General features: G+C 59.3%; 16 protein-coding genes. All 16 read right to left on the bottom strand.

Annotated elements, in window-relative coordinates; translation table 11 throughout:
• Positions 1–184: 184 nt before the first annotated feature.
• Positions 185–2,998 carry a phosphoenolpyruvate carboxylase gene (locus CSV91_RS09285; protein WP_414436971.1) on the bottom strand — a complete coding sequence of 938 codons (2,814 nt, stop codon included), beginning with the start codon at positions 2,996–2,998 and terminating at the stop codon, positions 185–187.
• Positions 2,999–3,255: 257 nt separating this feature from the next.
• On the bottom strand, positions 3,256–4,569 hold the full coding sequence (gene hisS, locus CSV91_RS09280) for a histidine--tRNA ligase (RefSeq protein ID WP_099432643.1): 1,314 nt from the start codon (positions 4,567–4,569) through the stop codon (positions 3,256–3,258).
• A 304-nt stretch (positions 4,570–4,873) separates the two neighbouring features.
• Entirely contained in the window at positions 4,874–6,178 is a 1,305-nt protein-coding gene (locus CSV91_RS09275; RefSeq protein WP_099432642.1) for an MFS transporter, read from the bottom strand.
• A gap of 40 nt (positions 6,179–6,218) precedes the next feature.
• Entirely contained in the window at positions 6,219–7,517 is a 1,299-nt protein-coding gene (locus tag CSV91_RS09270; protein WP_197736870.1) for a M20 family metallopeptidase, read from the bottom strand.
• Positions 7,518–7,645: 128 nt separating this feature from the next.
• Positions 7,646–8,617 carry a DMT family transporter gene (locus CSV91_RS09265; protein WP_099432641.1) on the bottom strand — a complete coding sequence of 324 codons (972 nt, stop codon included), beginning with the start codon at positions 8,615–8,617 and terminating at the stop codon, positions 7,646–7,648.
• Between the two features lie 201 nt (positions 8,618–8,818).
• Entirely contained in the window at positions 8,819–11,008 is a 2,190-nt protein-coding gene (locus CSV91_RS09260; RefSeq protein WP_099432640.1) for a YhgE/Pip domain-containing protein, read from the bottom strand.
• Positions 11,009–13,783, bottom strand: a complete 2,775-nt coding sequence (locus CSV91_RS09255; RefSeq protein ID WP_232049605.1) for a YhgE/Pip domain-containing protein — start codon at positions 13,781–13,783, stop codon at positions 11,009–11,011.
• Between the two features lie 492 nt (positions 13,784–14,275).
• Positions 14,276–16,300: a molecular chaperone HtpG gene (htpG, locus tag CSV91_RS09250; RefSeq protein WP_099432638.1), complete on the bottom strand. Its 2,025-nt coding sequence runs from the start codon at positions 16,298–16,300 to the stop codon at positions 14,276–14,278.
• A 202-nt stretch (positions 16,301–16,502) separates the two neighbouring features.
• A complete protein-coding gene (locus CSV91_RS09245; protein WP_099432637.1) occupies positions 16,503–17,003 on the bottom strand; it encodes a GNAT family N-acetyltransferase in 501 nt (166 codons plus the stop codon).
• Positions 17,004–17,042: 39 nt separating this feature from the next.
• Positions 17,043–17,693, bottom strand: coding sequence for a tyrosine-protein phosphatase (locus CSV91_RS09240; RefSeq protein WP_022094060.1), 651 nt, complete (start codon positions 17,691–17,693; stop codon positions 17,043–17,045).
• Positions 17,694–17,710: 17 nt separating this feature from the next.
• Positions 17,711–18,448, bottom strand: coding sequence for a CpsD/CapB family tyrosine-protein kinase (locus CSV91_RS09235; protein WP_055309657.1), 738 nt, complete (start codon positions 18,446–18,448; stop codon positions 17,711–17,713).
• Positions 18,449–18,450: 2 nt separating this feature from the next.
• On the bottom strand, positions 18,451–19,107 hold the full coding sequence (locus CSV91_RS09230; RefSeq protein ID WP_022094058.1) for a YveK family protein: 657 nt from the start codon (positions 19,105–19,107) through the stop codon (positions 18,451–18,453).
• A gap of 195 nt (positions 19,108–19,302) precedes the next feature.
• A complete protein-coding gene (locus tag CSV91_RS09225) occupies positions 19,303–20,727 on the bottom strand; it encodes a sensor histidine kinase (protein WP_099432636.1) in 1,425 nt (474 codons plus the stop codon).
• Between the two features lie 3 nt (positions 20,728–20,730).
• A complete protein-coding gene (locus tag CSV91_RS09220) occupies positions 20,731–21,459 on the bottom strand; it encodes a response regulator transcription factor (RefSeq protein WP_050766101.1) in 729 nt (242 codons plus the stop codon).
• A 64-nt stretch (positions 21,460–21,523) separates the two neighbouring features.
• The gene (gene pstB / locus CSV91_RS09215; RefSeq protein ID WP_006234803.1) at positions 21,524–22,399 is read right to left on the bottom strand and encodes a phosphate ABC transporter ATP-binding protein PstB; all 876 of its coding nucleotides are present in this window, start codon (positions 22,397–22,399) and stop codon (positions 21,524–21,526) included.
• A gap of 103 nt (positions 22,400–22,502) precedes the next feature.
• On the bottom strand, positions 22,503–23,741 hold the full coding sequence (locus CSV91_RS09210) for a sensor histidine kinase (RefSeq protein WP_099432843.1): 1,239 nt from the start codon (positions 23,739–23,741) through the stop codon (positions 22,503–22,505).
• Positions 23,742–23,766: the final 25 nt, after the last annotated feature.

Genomic DNA, 23,766 nt, shown 5'->3' with positions numbered 1-23,766 from the left:
ACCCAGCGGCCAATCCGCTGAAGACCGGACATCGCAGGGCCCGCCATCAGTTTACTTTTAGGCACACTCCGCAGGACGCAAGAAGCCCTCGCCGCACGAAGTGCGCAGCGAGGGCTTCTTGCATGTCCGAGGACGTGCCTAAAAGTAAGCTGATGGCGGACCCGGACGACTACAGGGCTATCGATTACCCCGTGTTCTGCAAACCTGCCGAGACGCCGGTCACAGTCGAAAGAATCAGGCTCATGTACTCGGCCTTCTTCTCCTCCGCCATCTCGTCCTGGTTCATACGCACCTCGCGAAGAGCGCGGACCTGGGCGATGGACAGGGCGTCGACGTAGGGGTTGCGCACGCGGACAGCGCAGCCAAGCACGCGGCGACGCTGCAGCGGCCACTCGTCACCGACGATGGCAAGGACCCACTTACGGGTGAGCTGCATCTCGGTGAAGACCTTCTCGGACAGATCCTGGCGATCGCCCAGGTGCAGGTACATCTTGGCGATGCGCTGATCGGTCTTAGCGATCGACATCTCGATGTTGTCGATAAAGGTGCGGAAGAACGGCCACTCCTGGTAGGCAGCCTTGAGCTGGTCAAGATCGCCCAGCTGCTCGCAGGCGGTGCCCAGGCCGTACCAAGCGGCCAGGTTAATGCGTGCCTGGCTCCAGCTGAAGATCCACGGAATGGTACGCAGGTCGTCGAGCGACTTGGCACCCAGGCCGCGCTTGGCCGGGCGCGAGCCGATCGGCAGCAGACCGACCTCGGTCAGCGGCGTCACGGTCGAGAACCACGGCGTAAAGTCCTCGGTGTTCAGCAGGTCCAGATAGCGCTCGTGGCTTGCGGCGTTGAGCTTGTCGGCCATATCCCAGAACTTCTGCGTGGTCTCGGTGTTGGTCTTCTCGACACTCGGGGCCGACTGCAAAAGCGTTGCGGCGGCAACGGACTCAACATGGCGCTGGGCCAGCGTGCGGTTGCCGTAACGGGCAAAGATGACCTCGCCCTGCTCGGTGAGCTTAAAGAAGCAGTTGACCGAACCCTTGGGCTGCGCCAGCACGGCCTTGTTGGCCGGGCCGCCGCCACGGCCCACGGCACCGCCGCGACCGTGCATGAGCACCAGGTCGATATCGTTCTTCTCGGCCCACTTGGCAATGCGCTCCTGCGCGGAGTGCAGCGCGAGCATGGCCGTGGTAGGACCGGCATCCTTGGAGGAGTCGGAGTAGCCCAGCATGACCTCCATGCGGCGGTTGGTCTGGGCAAGGCGCTTTTGCACCACGGGCAGTGTAAGCATCTGGTCGAGCACGTCGACGCAGCCCTCGAGATCCTCGAGCTGCTCGAACAGCGGGATCACGTCGAGCTCGGGGACATCCTCCTCGTGTGCAAAGGACAGGTGGGCAAGCTCAAAGACGTCGGCCACATGCTGGGCGCTCTTGGTGAACGAGATGATGTAGCGGTGCGCCATCTTCTTGCCGTAACGCTTTTGGATGGAGCCGATAGCACGGAAGGTATCGATGACCTCGCGCGTCATGGGCTGCAGGTCGCCATGGATACCGTTCTCGTGGATATCCTTGAGGGCGCGGGCGTGCACCACGGAGTGCTGACGGAACTCCATCTCGACCATGTGGAAGCCGAAGGACTCGACCTGCCAGATGATGGTCTGGACCGGGCCGTAGGCAGCACGGACGGCACCGCAAGCGGCCAGCGAGCGTTGGACGACGCGCAGGTCCTCCAGGAACTCATCGGCGCTGTGGTACATGGTGTCGGTGATGCGACGGACAGTAGCGTTGAGTCGGTCTGCCATGACGAGCATGACGGCGCGATGCGGCTCGTGCTCGGAGATCAGTTCAGCACGTGCGGTGTACTGGGTGCTCATCTCGACCTGATGGTTCCACAGGTTGATGAGCTCGGCAGACGGCTTGCTGTAGGTGGCCTCGAGCGTGAGGTTGCGGCCGATGCGGCGGCACTTGTCCTCGAGCTTGAGCACCATATGGGTGAAGTACTTGGCGGCGACCTCACGGCTCACCTTGGCGGTGACGTTGGGGTTGCCGTCGCGGTCGGAACCGATCCAGCTGCCGGGATGGAAGAACGCCGGGCACAGCGGCGGCACGGTGCCGGCCTTGTCGCCCAGCACCCAGTCGTCAAAACGACGATAGATAACGGGGATGACGTCGAACAGCGTGTTATCGAAGATGTCGATGATGGTATCGGCTTCCTCGACCGGCGTGGGCTTCTTGAGCGCGATGGGGCTCGTACGCACCAAGGCGTCAATCTCCTGCAGCATATGGCGCTCGTTCTCCACCAGGTCGGAGCCGCCCAGACGCGGACGCTCCTCCAGCAGGTTGGAGATACGGCGAATCTTGCCCTCGACGGCCTTGCGGCGGGCCTCAGTGGGATGCGCGGTAAAAACGGGATGGAACTCAAGCTTGCCGAGCAGCTCGTTGGCGCCCTCGACGCCCAGCTCATTCACCAGCTGGTGATAGGCGACGGTGAGCTCGTTGGCGGGATCGACCTCGGTATCGGTCGACGCACCGGCCTCGCGCTCGCGCAGCTGCGCCACACGGTAGTTCTCCTCCGACAGGTTTGCCAGGTGGAAGAAGCTCGTAAAGGCGCGGACGATAACCTGCTGCTTATCGAGCGGCAGGCTGTCGATCAGATCGACGACCTCGCGAAACGCCACGGCGGTGGGCTCGTCGGCGGTGGGCACGCCCTGCTCGTCGACGGCCTCGTCAGCGGCACGGCTACCGGGGTTGCCGGCATTGGCCACGATTTCTGCCGACAGAATCTTGTCGAACAGGTCCGCGATCTCGGGATCATACTCGCTAAGCACACGGCGCTCCAGGCGCAGGAACAGCGCCAGATTATCGCGCAGCTCCTCGGGGATCTCGATCTCGGCGAGACGCTCCCTGGACTCGGCATTCGAGCCGATTCGGTTAACGAGGCGGTTGACCACGGCAGCGACGCGCGCCGCGGCTTCGGGTACAGACTGGTTGCTTAGGTTCTCAGCCACGTTTCCTCCCATTCCTCCTTCTATGCACGTAACATGCGGTATTCATTATAGGCGCTTGAGAAATACTTTCGACACTGATTGCGCTTTACCACACAAAAGTATTTTCTGCATTGCAAGGGTTTTTGCTCTAAATGGTCGTATTTCTCGGTGGACGGCATACACAAACGGGGGCATTCCGCATAAATGCGAAACACCCCCGTAACAATCGCTCGCAATGGACGGGACACTCAAGCGGGTCCGCAGCTCAAAATAATGCGCTACAGGCGCTCGCGAACCGCCTCGACAACGTTGGCCAAATCGACCAGCACCTCGTCATGGCTCTCCATGTCGCGCACCTTGACCTTGCCGGCAGCAAGCTCGTCGCCACCCAGGACCAAAATGAGCTTGGCGCCAACCTTATCGGCCTGCTTAAACTGGGCCTTGAGCGAACGACCCTGGTAGTCGGCCTCGGTCACGATGCCTGCGGCGCGAAGCTCCTGCGTGATGGCAAAGACGTTCTGGCGCAGCTCCTTGCCGGCATTGGCGACGTAGACGCACGGGGCCTCCTCGGCACCCAGGTCGTTACCAAATGCCTGAAGGGCCAGCAGCGCACGCTCAAAACCGACGGCGAAGCCGACGCCTGCCGTGGGCTTGCCACCCTCGAGCTCGACCAAGCCGTCATAGCGACCGCCGCCACCAATGGAGCCGACGCCGGCGCCGGGAGCCTCGACCTCAAAGACGGTACGAGTGTAGTAGTCCAGGCCGCGCACCAAGGTGGGGTCCTCGACATACTCGATACCCGCCGCATCCAGATAGCGCTTGACCTGCTCGTAGTGCTCGCGGCACTCGTCGCACAAGTTGTCGCCCATCAGCGGGGCGTCGGCCATGATCTCGCGGCAGTGGTCGTTCTTGCAGTCGAAGGCGCGCAGCGGGTTGAGCTCGGCGCGCTCGCGGCACTCGTCGCACATCTCGTCGGCGTGATCGAGGATAAACTGCTTGACCTGCTCGCGGTATGCCGGACGGCACTGCGCATCGCCCATCGAGTTAATAAGCAGGCGAAGCTTGGACAGATCGAAGCCCAGGCGCTTGTAGAACTCCATAAGCATGATAATGCACTCGGCGTCGGCAGCCGGATCGGGAGCGCCGAGCCACTCGATGCCCACCTGGTGGAACTGGCGCAGGCGACCCTTCTGGGGACGCTCGCCGCGGAACATGGCCTCGGCGTAGTAAGCCTTAAACGGCGTGGAGCCCTGGGGCACCAGGTTGTTCTCCACGACGGCGCGCACCACACCGGCCGTGCCCTCGGGACGAAGCGCCAGGCGCTGCTTGGGCTTGAGCTTGGTGTCGGTGCCCTCAGCAAAGACGCGTTCCAGGTTGGCGCCGCTAAAGACGCGGAACATCTCCTTGCGCACAACGTCGGTCGACTGGCCGATGCCGTGGACAAAGACGTCCACCTGCTCGATCGCGGGTGTCTCGATGGGCTTAAAGCCAAACGGCTCGAATACGCCGGCCGCAATCTGCTGCATCTTTTGCCAGGCGCGCATCTCGGCGCCGATAAGGTCGCGGGTTCCCTCCGCCTTCTGTGCCTGCATGGGCAAACACCTTTCTTTTGTATCGCGTCATAGGTAGTGGACATTATACGGCACAAACACAAACCGCGGCGGCGCGTCTGACCGAACGAGGGTATGGGGACTCGTTCGGCCAGACGCACCGCCGCTGTTTGTGATCCGTTTTCCTCCGTTCCCTTCGGATCACGTGAACCCTTGGGGACGGAGGAAAACGGATCATTTCGTAGGCCCGTGGCCGCCTTGGAAACCGAATGATGGTACGAGCATCCATTCGGCTTCCAGGGCGGCCACGAACAGAACGGGGCAAACAGAAAAGAGCGACGGGCGTCTACTCCCCCGCCACGCTCGCGCGCAGCTTGGCGGCGATGGGCTCGGATGCCAGCAGGAACACGAGCATGGCCACGGAGCACGCCAGGCACACAATCCAGGTGCTCGCAAAGGAGCCCATGGCATCGAACAGCACACCCGAGACGATGGCGCCCACGGTGCCGCCGACCATCTCGAGCGAGGTAATGGTGCCCGTGACCTTGCCGAGGTCGGCCATGCCAAACTGCTTGGATGCGGCAATGGTAGGCGTGATGGTGCCCATGCACGTTCCGATACCAAAGCTCACAGCGGCCACAATAGGACCAAGGTCCGTCGTCGGAAAGCACAGCGCCACACAGGCGACAATGCACGCAACGGAGCCAAGGATATTGCCAAAGCGCAGGCCAAAGCGGTCGTAGATGGCACCGAGCGAAATCTTGGCGATAACGACCGTGGCCATGTAGGCAGAAAGCACCGTACCGGCCCACATGGGGTCGTGGCCACCCGTGACGATCTTGGCGCCGTTGACGGTAACGCTCGTCATGTTCGTAACTTGGTTGGGCAGGATGGCGCCATTGACAAGCCCCATAAAGAGGAAGGCGACGACAAGCAGCCAAAACGCCGGGCTCTTCTTGATGCGAGACCAGCCAACGTTAACCTCAGGAGCCGTGTGCTCGTCCTTGTCGCCGGCCGTCGAGACGGACGGATCGCCCGGGTTCTCGCCGAGCGGCTTCAGGTCAATCTCGGAAGGCTTGGTGCGGAAGGAATAGGCCGTGATGGGCAGCGCCGCCACCATGCAGATAGCCGCGAGCACCAGGAAGGCGGAACGCCAGCCAACGCTCACGATCAGCGAGCTCACGATGGGAGACAGAATAGCGCCGCCAAAGCCCGAGCCCGAAAGTGCGATGGAGATGGCAAGGCCTCGCTTGGCCGTAAACCAGTTGGCGGTCACCAGGCTAATGAGCAGGCGGGTCGAGGCGACGGCAAAGCAGCCCGAGACGGCAAAGAGCACGTAGACCTGCCACAACTCACCGACAAAGCTCATACCGGCAAGAACGGCAGAGGTAGCGATAACGGTTAGGGAGCCCAAAACGCGACCGCTTACTTTATCGGCAACATGACCGATCACAAGTGAGCCGATAACGCTCACCACGGTAGAGATGGCGTTGGAGATGTTGTACTGCGCAAGAGAAATTCCCAAGTCGCTGACGATGAGCGGCTGGAACAGGCTCATGCAGTTGACGAAAATCGTGTAGCACGTGGCCATGATCACAAAGCCGGAGGCCACCACGAGCCAGCCGGGGAAGAACTTACGTTGCTGGGACATACTGTTCCTTTTTTAAACAAACGAGTAGCAAGATTGGGTGCTACCGGTGGTCGGCGATATAGCCCAAAGCGACTGCCGCATAAGCCGCGGCACCGAGCGGCAGCTCGGCGTCGTTAAAGCGCGCCTTGGGATGGTGCTGGGCAAAATGCTCATCCGTATCGGTTACAGCGGCGCCCACGGTAAAGTACGCGCTCGGGATCTCGCTCGAGATAAGCGCAAAGTCCTCGCTCGCCATGGCGTGGAACAACGGCAGGAAAGCTGCCTTGGGCAATGTCGCACCCACATAGCCCAGCGATGCCTGGGTCATATCGTCATCGAGTACGAGCGGCGGAACATCCGAGAGCGTCTCGATGGTCGCCGGCGTGCGATACGTTGCCGCTACGCCGTTGACGACCTCGGCGATGCGGGCCTTAAGATGCGCCATGAGCTCGACGTCAAAGCCGCGCAGCGTTCCTTCGAGCACGCAGGTGTCGGGAATGACGTTTGCCGCCTGTCCGCCGGCAAACTTACCCACGGTAAGTGCGACCTCCTTGGCCGCCGGCACCTCGCGGGAGATGAGCTCCTGGAGTGCCAGGTGCACATGGACGCCGGCCGTGATGGGGTCGATGCAGATCTCGGGGCTCGAGCCATGGCCGCCCTTGCCCTGCAGTGTAATGCGGAAACCGTACACGCCCGAAAGCGCCGGGCTCCCATAGAGCACCAGGCCGAGCGGCGATTGGCTGTTAACATGCATGGCGAAAGCCGCCTGGGGACGCGGGTTCTGCAGAAGACCATCGGCAATGGCAGCGCGAGCGCCCTCAAAGGTTTCCTCGCCCGGCTGAAACAGCAGCTTAACCGTGGCATTGGCATCGACAAGCTCGGCCTCGCGAGCCTTGAGCAGGCGGGCGGCACCAAGCAGGGCCGTCGCATGCATATCGTGGCCGCAAGCATGCATGCAGCCGTTGACAGAGGCGAAAGGCTCGCCCGACTCTTCCGCGACGGGAAGGGCATCCATGTCACCGCGCAGCATGATGACCGTGCCGGCCTGATCGTCCGTGCACGTACCGTTGCCCTGGGCCGCCACGGCCGCACCGGCACCGATGAGGCCCACAACACAGGAGCCGTCGACGAGTGTGGCAAACGGGATGCCCATCTCGATCAGCCGTGCCTGGATATACGCAGAGGTTTGCGGAAGGCGATTACCCAACTCGGGCGTCTGGTGCAGGTCGTGGCGCCACGCAGCAAGCTTGTCTGCAAAAGCTTGAGCCTCGGCAACAAGACCGTCACCGATAGCGGCTTGCGCTGCCTGGGTGGCCTTGGGCGCTGGTTGCGGTTGAAAATCGGACTGAGCTGGTGCCATAGATGCCCTCCAGTATTATTTGTGCAGCAAACACTTTGATAGTCTAAAGTGCAAGGCATAACTGTAAGGGCGTTACATAAAAAACGCCGCCCCAGGAGGGCGGCGCAACAAGTTGTTTACAATTGCGCTCAATTATTTCGGCGCAAAAAATCGAAATGTGTCTCGCTCAAGATGATCGACAAGAAGATGAGGACGAAGCCGGCGAGCAGACGCGAAGTGAGCGCCTCCCCCATCAGCAGCACCGAAAACAACACGCCCGAGGGGGACTCCATCGATAGGAGCAATGAGCCCGTCGAGGCCGGGACGTGCGCCAAGCCGACGTTTTGGATGAGCAGCGCCACGCACGTGCAGCCCACCGAGAGAAAGGCCATCACGCCGATAAAGCTCGGCGTCCACACGGACGTGGGCGCTTGGGTCTCGAACAACAGCGACGAGATAAGGCTCAAGACGCCATTGCCCACAAACATCCAAAACGTAATGACGTTGATATCCATTTTGCGACCGTACTTGGCGGTCACCGCCATCTGGATGGCAAAGAAAACCGCACCGCCCAGCGTGATGGCATCACCGATGTTGAACTCGACGCTATCGAGCGCCACCAGGCCAATGCCCGCCAGGCAGAGCAATGCGGCGCCCAAGTTGTAACGAGTGAGCTTTTCGCCGCTTAGGAAATAGCTCGCGAACGGGACCAAAATGCAATAGGTGCCCGTCAAAAAAGCGTTCTTACCCGCCGTGGTCTGAGCCAGACCGACCGTCTGCAAGGCATAGGCTGCCCACATGAGCGCGCCCATGCTCAGACCAACAATCAGATTGCGAGCGTTAAGGTGGGCGGCGATGCGCTTGCGAAAGATAACAAGCATGACCAGCGCCGCAGGAAGAAAACGAATATAGAGCAGTTCGAACACCGGAATGGTGTCGAGCGCGTCCTTCATAGTGGTAAAGGAGTAGCCCCAGATAATCGCCACCGAAAGCAGTAGAACTTTCCAGAACAACGGCGAACGAGCACCAGCACCACGGAAGGTGCCGCCCGCGCCCAGGTCCTCGCGAGCAACAGGGCTATCGGGCAAGTTTTCGATTTCGTTGGCAGCGTATTGGGCCATGGAACATCCTCGCACTCAATCTGGGCGTGGTGTCCGCACGCATATGGCTGCGTGCCGCCTCATGGTCAAATAAAAACGGAGCGCACCGGACCCCCGGCACGCCCCGCTACTGTAACAACAACCAAGCAACCCGTGCAATTCACTACGCTAAAGCATCGGGTTGGAAGGCCTCGATGTTCCGACGGCGTTTACGTCGCTGCATTAAATCAATTTGGTTGACTCCAGCTTTTCGATGATCCAGTCGTTGGCTTTGATAACCGGGCGGCGGAAGACGACGCCCAGGGCCAGCGACGGAATCAGGTAGCTCGCCAAGATACCCAGCTCAATCCAGTACTCCATATGGTAGGCACCGGCCATGGCGGCGTGCATGGCGTTGATGCCGTGGGTAAACGGCAGGAACGGATAGATCGCCTGGAACACGGGACCGGTCATCTCGATGGGGAACGTACCGCCCGAACCGCCGACCTGCATGACCAGCAGCACGACGGCGAGGGCCTTGCCGATATCTCCAAACGAAACCGTGAGCGTGTAGACGATATTGGAGAACACGAGGCTCGCGACCCAGCCGGCAAGCACAAACTGCAGGGGGTTGTCGCACTGGATGCCAAAGAACAGAATGTCGCCCGCGCACACGAGCGTTGCCTGCAGCAAGGCCAGACCGCCAAAGAACAGATAACGGCCCAGGTAGATCTCGTGCAGGCGCACGGGGATGAGTTCGTTGATGAGCTCATCGTCAACCGAGACCTTCATCATGGCCGCCAGAACAATCGAGCCCACCCACAGCGACAAAATCGTGTAGAACGGCGCCATGGCCGAGCCGTAGTTGCGGATCGGATAGACCGGCTTGCGATCGAGCGCAACGGGGCCGGAAAGCGACACGGCGAGGCCATCGGGGTCGTTGCCGATCATCGTCTTGATCGTGGCCAGATCGTCCGACATAAGGGCACCGTCGAGCTCGTCCTTGAACGCGCTAATCTTGTCCGATGCCTCACCCAGCTGATCGGAAGCCTTGTTGACGAGCCTTGCAGCCTTGGAGAGACCCTTCGCGAGCGAACCAGAGGCGTCGGTCAGACCGCTCACGGCGCTATCTAGGTCACCCGAGATACCGTTCAGGGAATCCAGAACGCCCGAAATGGTCTTCTTGAGCTCCTTGGCCTTAACCGAGAACGTAGAATCGTAGTCGGACTTGGCACCCGAGATACCCGCCTTGGCATCGGCGATGGCCTGGTCGACCTCGGCACGCGAGCTGTTGACCTCGGCCATGCTGTTCGTGAGCGACGTCGCGATGTTCGTCAGCTCATTGGCATTGTTGCGGTACTCCGCCGCGGTTTTGTCAAGCTCAGCAGCCGCGTCCTCAAGCCCTGCCTTGAGCTTATCGTTACTCACCTGGCCAGCAAGACTACGGAGCTCATTCGCCGTGGCATCAATCTCGTCGGCACGGTTCTTGAGTGACGCTGCGCCATCGTTGAGCTGACGCACCGTAAGATTGACATGCAGGTTTGCAGCGTCGAATGCCTTTGCGAGCTCGGTAGAAACGTTATCGAACGAACCTGCGCTCCCATCAATAGCGGCATCGATTGCATCGCTGGCGGACTTGAGCGCTTGCTCGGAATCGGCAATACCGCTCTCGGCATGCTGCATGAGCTGCTTCACCGACTCCTCGGTCGATCCGGACTGTTTGAGCATGCCGCCCGCCGATGTCAGTGAATCGGACGTAGAACTCAAAATGCCCGCAAGCGACGTTGCACTGGCCTGAACGTCCTGCAGGTCCTGGACCGAATCGCCCAGCGTCGAGGACAGATTGGCGATAAAGTTGCTCACCTGGTCGGTGCTCATATAGTCGAGCAGGCTGGACACGGTCTTAAGGCCGATGGTCGTGATGGTCTTGGTAAAGGTCTCGTTGACCTGACTCTGGACGGCGCTCGAACCCTTTTCAGTCACGATCTGCGCGATGGCGTTGGCCTTCTGATTCTCATAGAACTCGATATCGGCGTGCTTCACCTCGGTCGAGAAAAGCGTCATCATGTCGGCGCTAAACGTTTTAGGGATAACGACGGCAGCGTAGTACGCGCCCGACTTAACGCCCTCAATCGCCTTATCGCGGTCGTTGAGGACGACCCAGTCGAAGTTCTCGTTGCCGCGCAGGGTGGAGGTTACGTTTTCGCCCACGTTGACCTCGACGGGAATCAGATCGCTCTCGTAGCCCTCGTCGGTGTTGACCACGGCGATCTTGAGATTGCCGGTGTTGCCATACGGATCCCAGCTTCCGGCGATGTTAAACCACGCGTACAGGCACGGCACGATAATGAGACCCATCACGACAATCAAGCCAATCACGGAGCGAGACACGTTTTGGACATCGCGCTTAAACAGGTGCAGGATGTTTTTCATTTATGCCTCACCTCCTTTGGAGTGCTTGCCAAGCGGGGTGGTGTCCCCGTCGTTTCCGTTTACGTTGTCAACGCCGTCGGCATCATGAGCTTTACGATGCGCACCGGTATGCGGCAGACGGCTCGTGGGCTGTTCGCTGTCCTTGGTGCCCCGCTCGCTGGCGTTGAGACCAAACATGCGACGGGCAGCAGGAATGGCGGCCGTGTGCTCGCGCATCTCGCGACGCAGGTCCTCATCCGAAAGCGCCGAGATACGCATCTGGGTATTGAGGCTCGCACGGATGTACTCGATGTTGATGAGCCAGCCACAGATGGCGATGACCGAAATGATCCAGATAACAAGCAGGATGATCTTGCCGTTATTGTCGATATCGAGCACCGTCGAAAGTACAAAGAGCAGGACCTGGACGCCTACCACGGCGGCAAAACCGCCCTTGATGTAGTACGGGTAGCGATGCTCAAACGCCACGGCATGATCGAGCAGCTCGCGACGGTACGAATCCGAATCGAGCATGACGCGCATGGCCGTGCGCAGCGAATAGCGCTGGCGCGGCAGGTCGTTGGACTCGCAGATCATGAGGCCCGTCGTGGAAAGCTGCTTATCAAAGAGCAGATTGAGGTTGAGCAGCAACGGGCGCAGCTGCAGACCGATAAAGAGCGCCACGATCAGGAACACGCCCAGGATGCACAGGTTGAACAGGTAGTTGAACGAATACATGCCACCGACGGTCTCGCGCAGCAGGTTGATGCCATAGGTGAAGGGCAGCAGCGGATGCAGCCATTGGAAGAAGCCGGGCATCATCTCAATGGGATACATGCCCGACGAACCGGGGATCTGCACAATGACGAGGATGACGCCGATTGCCTTGCCGATATGCTTAAAGGTGGTGGACAGCGCATAGATGATGTTGACGTAAGTGAACGAGATAGCGATGCCGCCCAGCACAAAGAGCAGCGGATTGACGCACTGAACGCCAATGACCAGGTCGCCCACCGTAACGATAATGGCCTGGAACGCACCCAGGATCACCATCAGCAGCCAGCGGCCAAAGTAGCCCTGACGCGCCGTAAAGCTACCGATGCCCTCGCGGTCGACCTCGAGCTTGTAGATAGCGATGAGCACATAGCCGCCTACCCACAGCGCCAGATTGGTGTAGAAGGGCGCGATGCCCGAGCCAAAGCTCTTGACCGGATAGATTGACTTGGACGTCAGCTCAACCGGAGATGCCATGAAATCTGCCACGTCATTGACGTCGACGTCCATGAGGTCGGCTAACTCGCCCATAGACTCAGAGGTCTGCAGCGCCGCAATGTCATTAGCGGCGGTCGCGAGCTTGTCCTGAACCTTGGCAAGGGAGGCATCGGTTTGGGACAGCGTGGTCTTTGCCTGCTTGAGCGTGGCGTCGAGCTGCGCCAGCGTGCCGCGCGCGCTCGCTATCGTGGGGGTCATACCCGATACAATGCCGGTCAAATCGCCCGAAACGGCGGCAAAGGAGTCAAGCGCGCTCGAAGCCTTCGGCAGCGCGTTCTGCCCCAGATCGGTCTGAGCCTGACCGAGGTTAGCCGTACCGGTCTTAATTGCCGTGTTGAGTGCGTTGCTCGCGTTCGAGATTAGCGTAGCGTCGTTTGTCATGGCGCGCGACTGTGCAGAAAGGCCATCCTTGATGCTCTGCAGCTTCTGGTTTTGCTCGCGAAGCGAATCGATGGTCGATACAATGCGCGCGTCAATTTCCTCGGAACCTGTCGACGTGTCATTGACGAGAATCTCCAAGTGCCCGATAACGGCCTTATTGTGATCGATCGTCGCTTGGAGAGACCCGAGCGAGTTGTCGATGCGGGTGGTCGTAGATGTGACCGTACCCGTCAGCTTGCCAATCGCAGCGTTCGCGGAGGCTGACGTCTTGGTGAGCGCAAGGCTGCCCTCCGAAAGTGCCTTGGAGAGCGAGGTGATGGACTTGCCAGCCGTGGTGCGAGCTTCGCCCAGCAAATCATTACCCTGAGCGATTGCCTGCGTTAGCGAAGGCGCCTGTCCCTGCAGGCCCGCCAACGCAGCATCGGCCGAAGCAATCGAGCTGCTTGTCTTGTCGATGGCGGTGTTCATGTCGCCGATGGAATCACGTACTTCGCCCAGGGTATCAGACGCTTCGGACACCGAACCAGCCAGCGAATCCTGGGTCTGGGTCGCTTTGTCCTTTAAATCGACTCCGGCATCTTTCGCGATTCCGGCAACAGTCTCGCCCACCGTAGAGACAAATTCCGAGTTGATCTGCTCCTCGATGGTATTGGCGCCAGTGTCGGTGACCTTGGGCGCAATAGCGCTCTTCTTCTCATTGACGTAGTACGTGAGCTTGGGCTGATGGTAATTGCCGTCGAGCATTGAGACAAGATTGTCAGAGAAGTTCTTGGGGATCACGATGGCAGCGTAATATTCACCGCTCTCGACGCCCTCTTTAGCATCGGCGGCCGAATCGACGAAGGTCCAGCCCAGCTGATCGTTCTCTTTGAGCTGGTCGACAACCTTGTCGCCCGCATTGAGCTCGCCCACCAGGTCGTTTTGGGTGCCCCGATCGTTGTTGGCGATGGCAATCTTGATGCCCTGGGTGTTTCCGTACGGATCCCAGTTGGCCACGATGTTGTACCAGGCATACAGCGAGGGAATAACGCACACGCCAAGGGTAACCACCAAGGCGACGGGGTTCACAAGCAGTCGCTTAATGTCGCGCTTAAATATCGCAAAGGAGACCTTTGCATTGGATAGTTTGCTGCCGAGACTCACGCTTGGACCATCCATCCTGTCGTTGAATCGAATCGTACTATCGATAACCATTGTACGTAAGCGCTTTAGCGTCTCAGAGCACAATGGTATTGAGTTTTGCGGGTAGCAATATACTACGAAGACGAATTAACGTACAGTTGTACAGTATCTTTAATTTCAGCAGGTCACAAAACCACAACCCGCACAAATTAGCAATTCAAATAGTCATCGGGGACGTTCTTAAACGACTGGTCAAACAAGAACGCCCCCAACGACTAGTTTGGACCACGGTAACATCGATGTTTTAGCAATGCCAGCGAGCGGGCGCCAGAGCGAACAAATTGGCATGAAAAGAGGACGGCATAGACCTTCTGGTCATGCCGTCCTCTTTGAATGACAAGTTGTCGCTCTGGCGCCCGCGCAGCGTCGACTGGTCCGCCGTTCGTTAGAACGGCGGAACTGAGGGCAGCGTCGAGCCGTTACGCGGTTTGGTAAAACCGCGTAACTACCTAACTACATCAAGTTGCAAACAGCCGCCGCGAAGGCAACGGGGTCCTCGGGGAGGATGCCCTCGACCAGCAGGGCCTGATCGTAGAGCAGACCAGAGTACTGCTTGATCTTGTCGGCGTCGCCTGCCTTCTGGGCAGCGACAAGCTTGTCAAAGACCGGGTGCTTGGCGTTGAGCTCGAGCACGCGTTGGCTCTTGGGCATGCCGTCGGGCGCGCCCTCGGGTCCCTTCTGGAGCACCTTCTCCATCTCGAGCGAAAGTGGGCCCTCGGTGGTGATACAAGCGGGGGCATCGGTCAGGCGCGCGGAGACGGCGACTTTCTCGACCTTGTCACCGAGCGCCTCCTTCATAGCGCTAAAGAGGTCCTCGTTCTCCTTGGTGGCGTCCTCGGCCTCCTTCTTCTCGTCCTCGGTCGCCAGGTCAAGATCACCGGTCGCAACGTTCTTGAGCTCTAGATGACGATCCTCGACCTCGGGCTCGGCACCGTCGGCCACAGCCTTCTCGGCAGCCTCGCGGGCAGCATCGTCCTCGTAGATCTTGGGCATATCGGCGGCAACGTACTCACGCATAGCCTGGAACGTGAACTCATCCACATCCTGCGTCAGCAGCAGCACGTCATAGCCGCGGTCGAGCACGCCCTTTACCACGGGCATCTTGGCCAAGCGCTCACGCGAGTCGCCGGCGGCGTAGTAGATGGCCTTCTGATCCTCAGGCATGCCCTTGGCATACTCGGCCAGGGTAATCATCTTCTGTTCCTTGGCAGACCAGAACAGCAACAGGTCGGCGAGCTCATCGGCCTTCATGCCATAGCTCGAGTAGATGCCGTACTTAAGACCGCGGCCAAAGTTCTCAAAGAACTTCTCGTAGGCCTCGCGGTCGTTGTCACGCATATCCTCAAGGTCGGCGGTAATCTTCTTTTCCACACGCTTGGCGATGGCCTTGAGCTGACGGTTCTGCTGCAGCGTCTCGCGCGAGATGTTGAGCGACACGTCGGCGGAATCCACGACGCCGCGGACAAAGTTGTAGTAGTCGGGCAGCAGGTCGTCGCACTTCTCCATGATCAGGACGTTGGAGCTGTAGAGCGCCAGACCCTTCTCGTAGTCCTTGCTGTACAGATCGAACGGCGCGCGTCCCGGCACAAACAGCAGGGCGTCATACTCGAGCGTGCCCTCGGCGTGGAAGCTGATGGTGCGCGCAGGATCGTCAAAGTCGTGGAACGTGGACTTGTAGAACTCGTCGTAGTCCTTCTGCTCGACATCGGAGCTGTGCTTCTTCCAGATCGGTGTCATGGAATTGACGGTCTCGAGCTCCTGGTAGTCCTCGTACTCGGGCTTGTAATCGTCGCCGGCGTCCTCGGGCTTGGGTTTCTGGCGGCTCTTGGACACCATCATCTGGATCGGGTAACGCACATAGTTACTGTACTGCTGAATCAGGCTCTTGAGACCCCACTCGGTCAGGAAGCGATCGTAGGTCTCGGCCTCGCCGTCGGCATCGAGCTTCTCGTTCTCGCGCAGCGTCAGGATGACATCGGTACCGTGCTCGGCGCGCTCGCCGTCCTCGATGGTGTAGCCCTCAAGACCGTCGGATTCCCACACATGGGCGACATCCTCGCCGTAGGCGCGGCTGACGACCTTCACATGGCTGGCGACCATAAAAGCCGAGTAGAAGCCCACGCCAAACTGACCGATGATGTCGACATCGGAGCCCTGCTGCTCGGCGTTCTCGGTCTTAAACTCCTCGGAGCCGGAATGGGCGATGGTGCCCAGATTGCGCTCCAGCTCCTCGGCGGTCATGCCAATGCCGTTATCCGAGATGGTAATGGTGCGGGCGTCTTTATCAAAGGAGACGCGAATGGCCAGGTCGCCCTGGTCGATCTTGACGCTCGGGTCCTGCAGGCTCTTAAAGTTGAGCTTGTCGACGGCGTCGCTCGCGTTAGAGATAAGCTCGCGCAGGAAGATTTCTTTATTGGTGTAGATGGAGTTGATCATGAGGTCGAGCAGTTTTTTGCTCTCGGTCTTAAATTGACGCATGTGCAGTCCTTTCGCGCTACCCCTGTCCGCAAAAACGGCTCGGTCGCCCGAGCCGCATCGCAGACCTGCTATGTTCAGACTTAGATTTTATAACCCATTAACGCGCATATATACATACGGAATCGAAAAACTGTATGTCCGAGCGCTCTGATGCGCCAATTGCCAAGGAGTGTCCCAAACTGCCGGCAGGAAAGGAACGTTCCTATCTGCCATCTACGCGCTTGGCCATCCAGGCATGAGGCTGGCCCTCGTCTTCGTAGTCCACCGGGGCAATCTGCGTGTAGCCCGCCTTGGCATAGAGCGGCAGCACGTATTCCTGAGCATGCAGCTTAATGAGCTTGGCGCCGGCATCACGCGCGCACGTATCACTGGCCTCGACAATCTTGCTCGCCAAACCGCGACGGCGCATGCTCGGCAGCACGGCCACGCGCCCCATAATGTAGGTCTCCCCCGCCGCGACACCTTCGTCCAAGTCGCACGCCGGCGACACCGGAGCCTCTGCGTCAGCCGCGCGCTCAAGCTCTTCGGGAAACACGCGCGAGCAACCGGCAAGCTCGCCGTCTACATAGAGCGTCACATGAATGCAGTTCGGATCCTCGTCGATAGCGTCGAACTCATTCTCGTAGCCCTGCTCGTCCATAAAAATGACGCGGCGCACCAACGCCGCGTCATCAAAGCATCCCGTCTTAAGTTGGATATCCATGGCTGCCCTTTCATTCAATGCGAACGTTAGGGACAGATTTTAGCGAAAATGAGCTCCGCGCACGCTAAACTTCGCGCGAGCCTTCGCCAGGCAATCGTAATGACCCACGTTATGGGCATCGCTCGCGATGAAGCTGTACAGGTTCTGATCGAACAGGCGCTGTGCCGGCTTTTTCTCGCGACCAAAGCGACCGCCGGCAATAAAGTCCGCCGAAGCCTGCAGCTTGCAGCCCATATCGACCAGGCGCTCCGCCACGCTTACATCCTTTTGAACCGCACGATAGCGCTCAGGATGAGCGATGATCACCTGGTAGCCACGGCACTGCAAATCGTAAATCGTGTTCTCGTACTCTCTAAACGCATACGCATCGGCATGCGTCGAAAGCTCGAGCAGAAACTCGTTGGTCCCATCGAAATGCAAGTGCTCCGCGGCATCGATACCAAGCTCAACGAGCTTTCGATGGTTGACCTCGAAGCCCATCTGGAGCGGAAAACCGTCAGCGTTATCGCGCAGCAGCTCAAAGGCATCCCACATCTTGTCGTAATCAAAATAGGGATCACGGCAGTGAGGAGTGCAAACAATTCTGGTTACACCAGCCCGCTTGGCAGCCTCGAGCATCGCCAAGCTCTCATCGAGATCGGCAGCGCCGTCGTCTACACCCGGCAAGATATGGCAATGAATGTCACGCATAGGTCAGCCTTAATCAACTAAACGTTTGCTCGGTTGGTGAAGATGCCCTTTTTGGAAGTCCCCTGATCGTCGGAGCCCTTCTTCACCTTCTTACCGTCCTTGGTGTAGTAGGAGTAGTAGTACTCGCTGGTCTCGGTCTCGCAGTAGTTCATAACGGTACCGATGAGCTTGACCTTCTCGGACTTTTTTAGCTGACCGATGGCGTTGAGCGCCTCCTCGCGCTTGGTGAAATCCTCACGCACCACGAACAGCGTGCCGTCGGTCAGGCTGGCAATCTCGGCAGCATCGATGAAGGTGCCGACCGGGGGAGCATCAAAGATGACGTACTGGAACTTGGCGGACAGCGCCTTTACCAGCTTGGCAAAGCGGTGAGAGACGATGATGTCGGCAGGATTGGGAATATGCGGCTCGGCATCGAGGAAGTAGAAGTTCTTCTGACCCGTCTCGACAATTGCCTGGTCAATGGAGATCTGCTCGGAAAGGACCGCATAGAGTCCGCCGCGCGAACGAACGCCGAGCATATCGGAAAGGGACCTGCGGCGCATATCGGCCTCGACCAGAAGCACGGACTTGCCGCTCGTGGCGATTGCCTGAGCAAGGTTAATGGAAACCGTAGACTTGCCCTCGTTGGGAATCGAGGAGGTAACGGTGATGGTGCGAATGGGGTCGTCCACGCTCGCAAAGCGGATGTTGGCCAGAAGGGTCTTGGCGGCATTCTGTACAACGAGTTTATCGGTGTTCTTTGCCTTAGCCATGCCTATTTACCACCTTTCATAGCCGGAATTCGGCCAACAACGGGAATGCCCAGGAGCTCTTCTGCCTCTTCGGCACCGCGGATGCGGGTGTTGAGCATGTCTGCCAAAACGACATAGGCAACTGCGATAAAGATGCCCGCGAGGAACGCGACAGCAACGTACAGCATACGCTTGGGACCGCTGGGGGCTTCGGGGGTCTTAGCCTCGTCGATAACGTTGATGCTCTGGGCAGCGCCGACGTTCTGAGCGACCGTACTCACCGAGCTGGCCATGGCCTTTGCGACCTTAGCCGTCTCCTTGGCATCGGTGCCGGTAACCGAAAGCGTAATGACACGCGTGGTGGTCTCGGAGGAAACAGACACCTTGTAGTCATCCAGATCGGTGAGGCCCAGTTCATTGGCTGCGCCGCTCTTAACGCTATCACTATCCAGCAGCGTGGCGATATCGTTGGAAAGCATCTGACTCGCCGAGAGATCGTTGTAGCTCATCTGACCGCTATCGTCGGTCTTGGCGAGAATGTACATGCTCGTCGTCGCGGTATAGGTGTTGTCCATCGCAACGAAGGACACGATGCCCATGGCGATCGCGCAGACCACCGGAAGGGTGATGACCAGCTGAAGGTGCTTCTTCAGCAGCTGGAACAGTTCGAGAAGGGTCATGCAGCTTGCCTTTCATTTCCCCAGTTCGGATTGACAAAACTGTCCGTATGTTATCGCATCTTTTTACCGAGACCAAACTCTATACATAAGAAACAGGCTCTCCTGTAAAAATGTCGGAAGCAATCGTAAAATTGTACAACAACGCCGCACCCGAAAGTCAAATGCGGCGTCTGCATCAATATCTATGTTGTATCGCTATGCGAATGGCTCGTCCTGCCGTATGGGAAACGTCACCGTAATGGTGGTTCCCACGCCCAACTCGCTCGACAAATCGAGCGTGGCGTGATGATACAGGGCCGCATGCTTGACAATTGCAAGCCCCAGACCGGTTCCGCCGCGCGCCTTGGACCTACTCTTGTCCACGCGATAGAACCGCTCAAATACCTTGCCCTGTTCTTCAGGCGCGATACCGATTCCCGTGTCGGCGACCGCAAGGAACGGATGGCCTTCGTCGTTGGTGCCGCACTGCAGCGTAACCGTACCGCCGGGTCGATTGTAGCGGATGGCGTTGCTTGCCAGATTATAGATGAGCTCGTCAATCAAGCGCGACACGCCCTCGATGACCACAGGCTTGGTCTCATGACTTATCGTCACATTCGCCTGACGGGCGACCTGTTCAAGACGCTGCTCAACCGCATAGACGGCGCGCGAGAGCTCAATAGGCTCCGTGGACCCAATGGGCACCGTCTCGCCCTCAGTTGCACGCTCGGCCTCGTCCAAGTTAGACAGCGTAAGGATGTCGTTGACGAGCGCTGCCAAGCGGCCCGCCTCACGATAGATGCGACCGCCAAAGTTGCGCAGGTCGTCCTCGCCCTCGACCATGCCGTTTGCGATGAGCTCGGCATAGCCCGAAATCGCCGTAAGCGGCGTCTTGAGCTCATGAGTGATATTCGCCGTGAACTCGCGGCGCATACGGTCGTTGTCCGCTAGCACCGCCATTTGGCGCTTGAGCTCCTGGCGCTGCGACTCGATACGCTCAAGCATGGGGACCATCTCGGCATAGGCGTGCTCATAGCTACGGCGTGGGTGGTCCAAATCAACCTCTTGCAAAGGCGCGATGATGGCACGGGACTCGCGGCGCGCCATAAAAAACGAGAGTACCGCACCCGCTGCCGCGATAAGCAGCATCGGCGCCACCATCGACAGCAAAATCGCCGCAACGCCAGGCTGGGCCTGTGCCAAGCGGACAACCTGGCCGTTATCAAGGGCGACGGCGCGATACAGCATAATCTCGTCGAGCGTAGAGCTTGCGCGCTCCGCGGAACCCAAACCACTCTCAAAGGCCTCGATGACCTCGGGGCGATCGCCATGGTTGGGCAGTGTGGAAGGCGACGCCTCGTTGTCGTAGGCAACCGATCCATCCTTGTTAATCAGCGTGATGCGCAAGTCCTCTCGATCGAGGCTACGCAAGAACGGGATGGGCTCCTGCTGCTCGTCGAGGGCGGCAGCAATGAGCTCGGTTTCTTGCGCCAGGTTGGCACTCGTGGCATCCGCCAAGGTGTTTTGCACAAAGAACGCACCCAGCACCGTAAACGCCACGATAACCGCCATGGCGCAGACAAAGATCGTCACAAAAACGCGGTGCGACAGCGTATGTTTTCCCTGGGGGGCGAAGACCACGGGTTACTCCTCCGATGCGGTGGCCGCGGTGTCGTCACCTTCGGCACCATCACCGGCAGAAGGCTCGGCCAAGCGGTAGCCCACGCCGCGCACGGTCTCGATGGCGCTGGCATGCTCGCCCAGTTTTTGGCGAAGCGTCTGCACGTGCACGTCAACGGTGCGCGAACCGCCGTCGAAGTCCCAGCCCCACACGCTCTGCAGCAACGACTCGCGGGTAAAGACCACGCCGGGCTTGCGCATGAGGTACTCGAGCAGGTCGAACTCGCGCAGGGTGAGCTTAAGCGACTCGCCGGCAACAGTCACCTCACGATGGCTGGGCGAGAGCACGATGTCGCCCACGCTGAGCACATCGCTTGCCTGTTTGACCATGCCGCCGCGACGCAGCAGTGCGCGGCAGCGGCTGGCGAGCTCCATGAGCGAAAACGGCTTAGTCAGGTAATCGTCGGCACCGCCATCGAGCGCCATCACCTTGTCGAGCTCGGTATCCTTGGCGGTAAGCATCATGATGGGCACCGTCGCCGTCAGGCGATCGGCACGCAGTCGACGCATAATCGCCAAGCCATCGGTATCGGGCAGCATGATGTCGAGCAGGACGGCATCGGGTACCCGTCGCGCCACGGCAGCCTTAAACTCACCGTCGCACGAAAAGCCTTCGGCCTCAATCCCCTGCTTGCGCAGCGCATAGACCGTCAAATCCCTGATGTTGTCATCGTCCTCGACGTAATAGATCATGTTGAACCCCTTTGCGGCCGGCATGACCGCATCTTAACCCTAAAGGTACCTTTACTAGATGGTATCAGCCAAAACGCCCCGTCAAATAATCCGCCGTGCGCGGATCGGTCGGATTCTTGAAGAGTTGCGCGGTGGGCGCGTGCTCCACCAGCTCACCCAGCAAAAAGAATGCGACCGAATCGGAGATACGCGCCGCCTGCTGCATATTGTGCGTAACGACCACGAGCGTGCAGGTCTCTTTGAGCTCGCAGGCCAGCTGCTCCACCACCAGCGTCGACACAGGATCGAGTGCCGAGGTCGGCTCGTCCATCAGCAGAATGTCGGGCTGCACGGCAAGTGCGCGGGCGATGCACAGACGCTGCTGCTGGCCGCCCGAAAGACCCAGACCCGACTCTTTGAGCTTGTCCTTGGCCTCGTCCCACAGGGCGGCGCGTCGCAGGGAGTCTTCGACCAGCTCGTCGAGCACGACGCGATCGCGCACTCCCATTCCGCGAGGACCGTAGGCGACGTTGTCGTAGATGCTCATGGGAAACGGGTTGGGGCGCTGGAACACCATGCCCACGCGCTGGCGAAGGCGGCAGATGTCGTAGTCGCCCAGGATATCTTGACCATCGAGCGCAATCTTGCCCTCGATTCGGCAGTCCTTGATGCCGTCGTTCATGCGGTTAAAGCAGCGCAGCAACGTGGACTTTCCGCAGCCCGAAGGCCCGATGAACGAGGTAATCTGCTTGTCGCGGATCTTGATATTCACGTCCTTGAGCGCATGGTGGTCGCCATAGAACAGGTCGAGGCCCTCAACATCGATTCGCGTCGGCGAGGCGGCAAGATCCTCTGCCGTGGGGCGAGTCGCATCCCCAACCTCGCGCTCGTGCGCGGCCTCGGCCTGCGCTTTCATGAGTTCTTCAAGCTCCGTGGGCTCCACAGCCGCAGCAGCCGTCATACCGCATACCTCCACATCGATATCAATTCAGCAGTATCGATAGTAGGAATCGCGGCTCATATGCACGTGAGCGCATTGTCAAGTGTTTGTAAGGGCACACTGGCTATGCGGCGGGCAGCTCGATGGTGAATATCGTGTGTTCGGGCGTCGATTCACATGCAACGGTACCGCCGTGCGCGCATACGATCTCCTTGGCGATGGCAAGCCCCAGTCCAGCGCCGCCGCGATTGGTCGCACGCGCCGCATCCAGGCGATAGAACTTCTCAAAGATCACCTTGAGCTTTGCCTCAGGGATGGGATCGCCCTGATTGATAAAGCGCACGCGCACGCCACCGCCGTCCCGGCGTCTGGCCTCGATCGTGATGGTCGAGCCCTCATAGCTATAGGCAACGGCGTTTTTCATGATGTTGTTGAACACGCGAGCCATCTTGTCGCCATCCACGAGCACCGTCAGGTCCTCGCGAATATCAACTTGGGCTTCCTTATGCTGCTCGTTGAGGATGGGATAGAACTCGTCAGCCACCTGAGCCAGCAGCAACCCCAGATCAACATAGCCGCGCGTGAGCACGATATCGTGGAAGTCAAAGCGCGTGATATCGAAGAACTCTTCGATGAGTGCATCGAGCCGGTGCGCCTTGTCGAGCGCCACGCCCGTAAAGTGCGCACGTTGCTCAACCGGCAGCTCGGGAGCCTCTTGCAGCAGCGAAAGATAGCCCACCACACTGGCAAGCGGGGTGCGTAGGTCATGTGCCAAGTACGTGACCAAATCGTCCTTGCGATGAGACTCGTCACGCAGAGCTTGCTGCACCTTGTGCTCACGGTCACGCACGCGGTTAAGGGCGCCCTCGACCTCCAAGAAGTCGCCGTCAATGTTGTCCCAGGTGTCGGGGTGATCGATCAGGCGATCTTGAATACGAGCGGCCAGCACACAATCGGCATGCTGCTCGCCCTGCTCGTAGCCCTGGTAGTACAGGGCGCGGCCGCACAAGAACAGCACGCACACGGCAAGCGCCAGCACAAAGCCAAGCATGTTGAATACAAAGCCGGCATCGAACAGCACCGGCCCTTCAATGCCGCCGAGCGCCATGGCGCCAATCGCCAACGTCATGGCCCACGCGGCGCCGCCAATCACCACGCAGCGGCGAACGATCTCAAATCGATCGATCAGCAAAAAGCCGATAAGCAGCACCGCCAAGATTCCGGCGATGTTATCGATGCCAATCAGCAGCAGGCTCAGCAAAAAGAGCAGCACCGTTGCAAGCGCGCGGTTGTCGACGACCGACCTCACGTATTCAAAGAGTCGATCGGGCACCTCGAATGCCTGCCTATCGTCTTTTGTCATATCCACTTCCCCACCATCAAAGGCG

The sequence above is a fragment of the Collinsella aerofaciens genome, from assembly GCF_002736145.1.
In the GTDB taxonomy this organism is placed as follows: domain Bacteria; phylum Actinomycetota; class Coriobacteriia; order Coriobacteriales; family Coriobacteriaceae; genus Collinsella; species Collinsella aerofaciens_A.
This window is presented reverse-complemented; position numbering and strand designations above follow the sequence as displayed.

Bases quoted from the DNA above. Each gene is read 5' to 3' on its own strand.
- hisS (WP_099432643.1), bottom strand. From the start codon at position 4,569: ATGCAGGCACAGAAGGCGGAGGGAACCCGCGACCTTATCGGCGCCGAG.
- CSV91_RS09275 (WP_099432642.1), bottom strand. From the start codon at position 6,178: ATGTCCCAGCAACGTAAGTTCTTCCCCGGCTGGCTCGTGGTGGCCTCC.
- CSV91_RS09270 (WP_197736870.1), bottom strand. From the start codon at position 7,517: ATGGCACCAGCTCAGTCCGATTTTCAACCGCAACCAGCGCCCAAGGCC.
- CSV91_RS09265 (WP_099432641.1), bottom strand. From the start codon at position 8,617: ATGGCCCAATACGCTGCCAACGAAATCGAAAACTTGCCCGATAGCCCT.
- CSV91_RS09260 (WP_099432640.1), bottom strand. From the start codon at position 11,008: ATGAAAAACATCCTGCACCTGTTTAAGCGCGATGTCCAAAACGTGTCT.
- htpG (WP_099432638.1), bottom strand. From the start codon at position 16,300: ATGCGTCAATTTAAGACCGAGAGCAAAAAACTGCTCGACCTCATGATC.
- CSV91_RS09245 (WP_099432637.1), bottom strand. From the start codon at position 17,003: ATGGATATCCAACTTAAGACGGGATGCTTTGATGACGCGGCGTTGGTG.
- CSV91_RS09240 (WP_022094060.1), bottom strand. From the start codon at position 17,693: ATGCGTGACATTCATTGCCATATCTTGCCGGGTGTAGACGACGGCGCT.
- CSV91_RS09235 (WP_055309657.1), bottom strand. From the start codon at position 18,448: ATGGCTAAGGCAAAGAACACCGATAAACTCGTTGTACAGAATGCCGCC.
- CSV91_RS09230 (WP_022094058.1), bottom strand. From the start codon at position 19,107: ATGACCCTTCTCGAACTGTTCCAGCTGCTGAAGAAGCACCTTCAGCTG.
- CSV91_RS09220 (WP_050766101.1), bottom strand. From the start codon at position 21,459: ATGATCTATTACGTCGAGGACGATGACAACATCAGGGATTTGACGGTC.
- pstB (WP_006234803.1), bottom strand. From the start codon at position 22,399: ATGACGGCTGCTGCGGCTGTGGAGCCCACGGAGCTTGAAGAACTCATG.
- CSV91_RS09210 (WP_099432843.1), bottom strand. From the start codon at position 23,741: ATGACAAAAGACGATAGGCAGGCATTCGAGGTGCCCGATCGACTCTTT.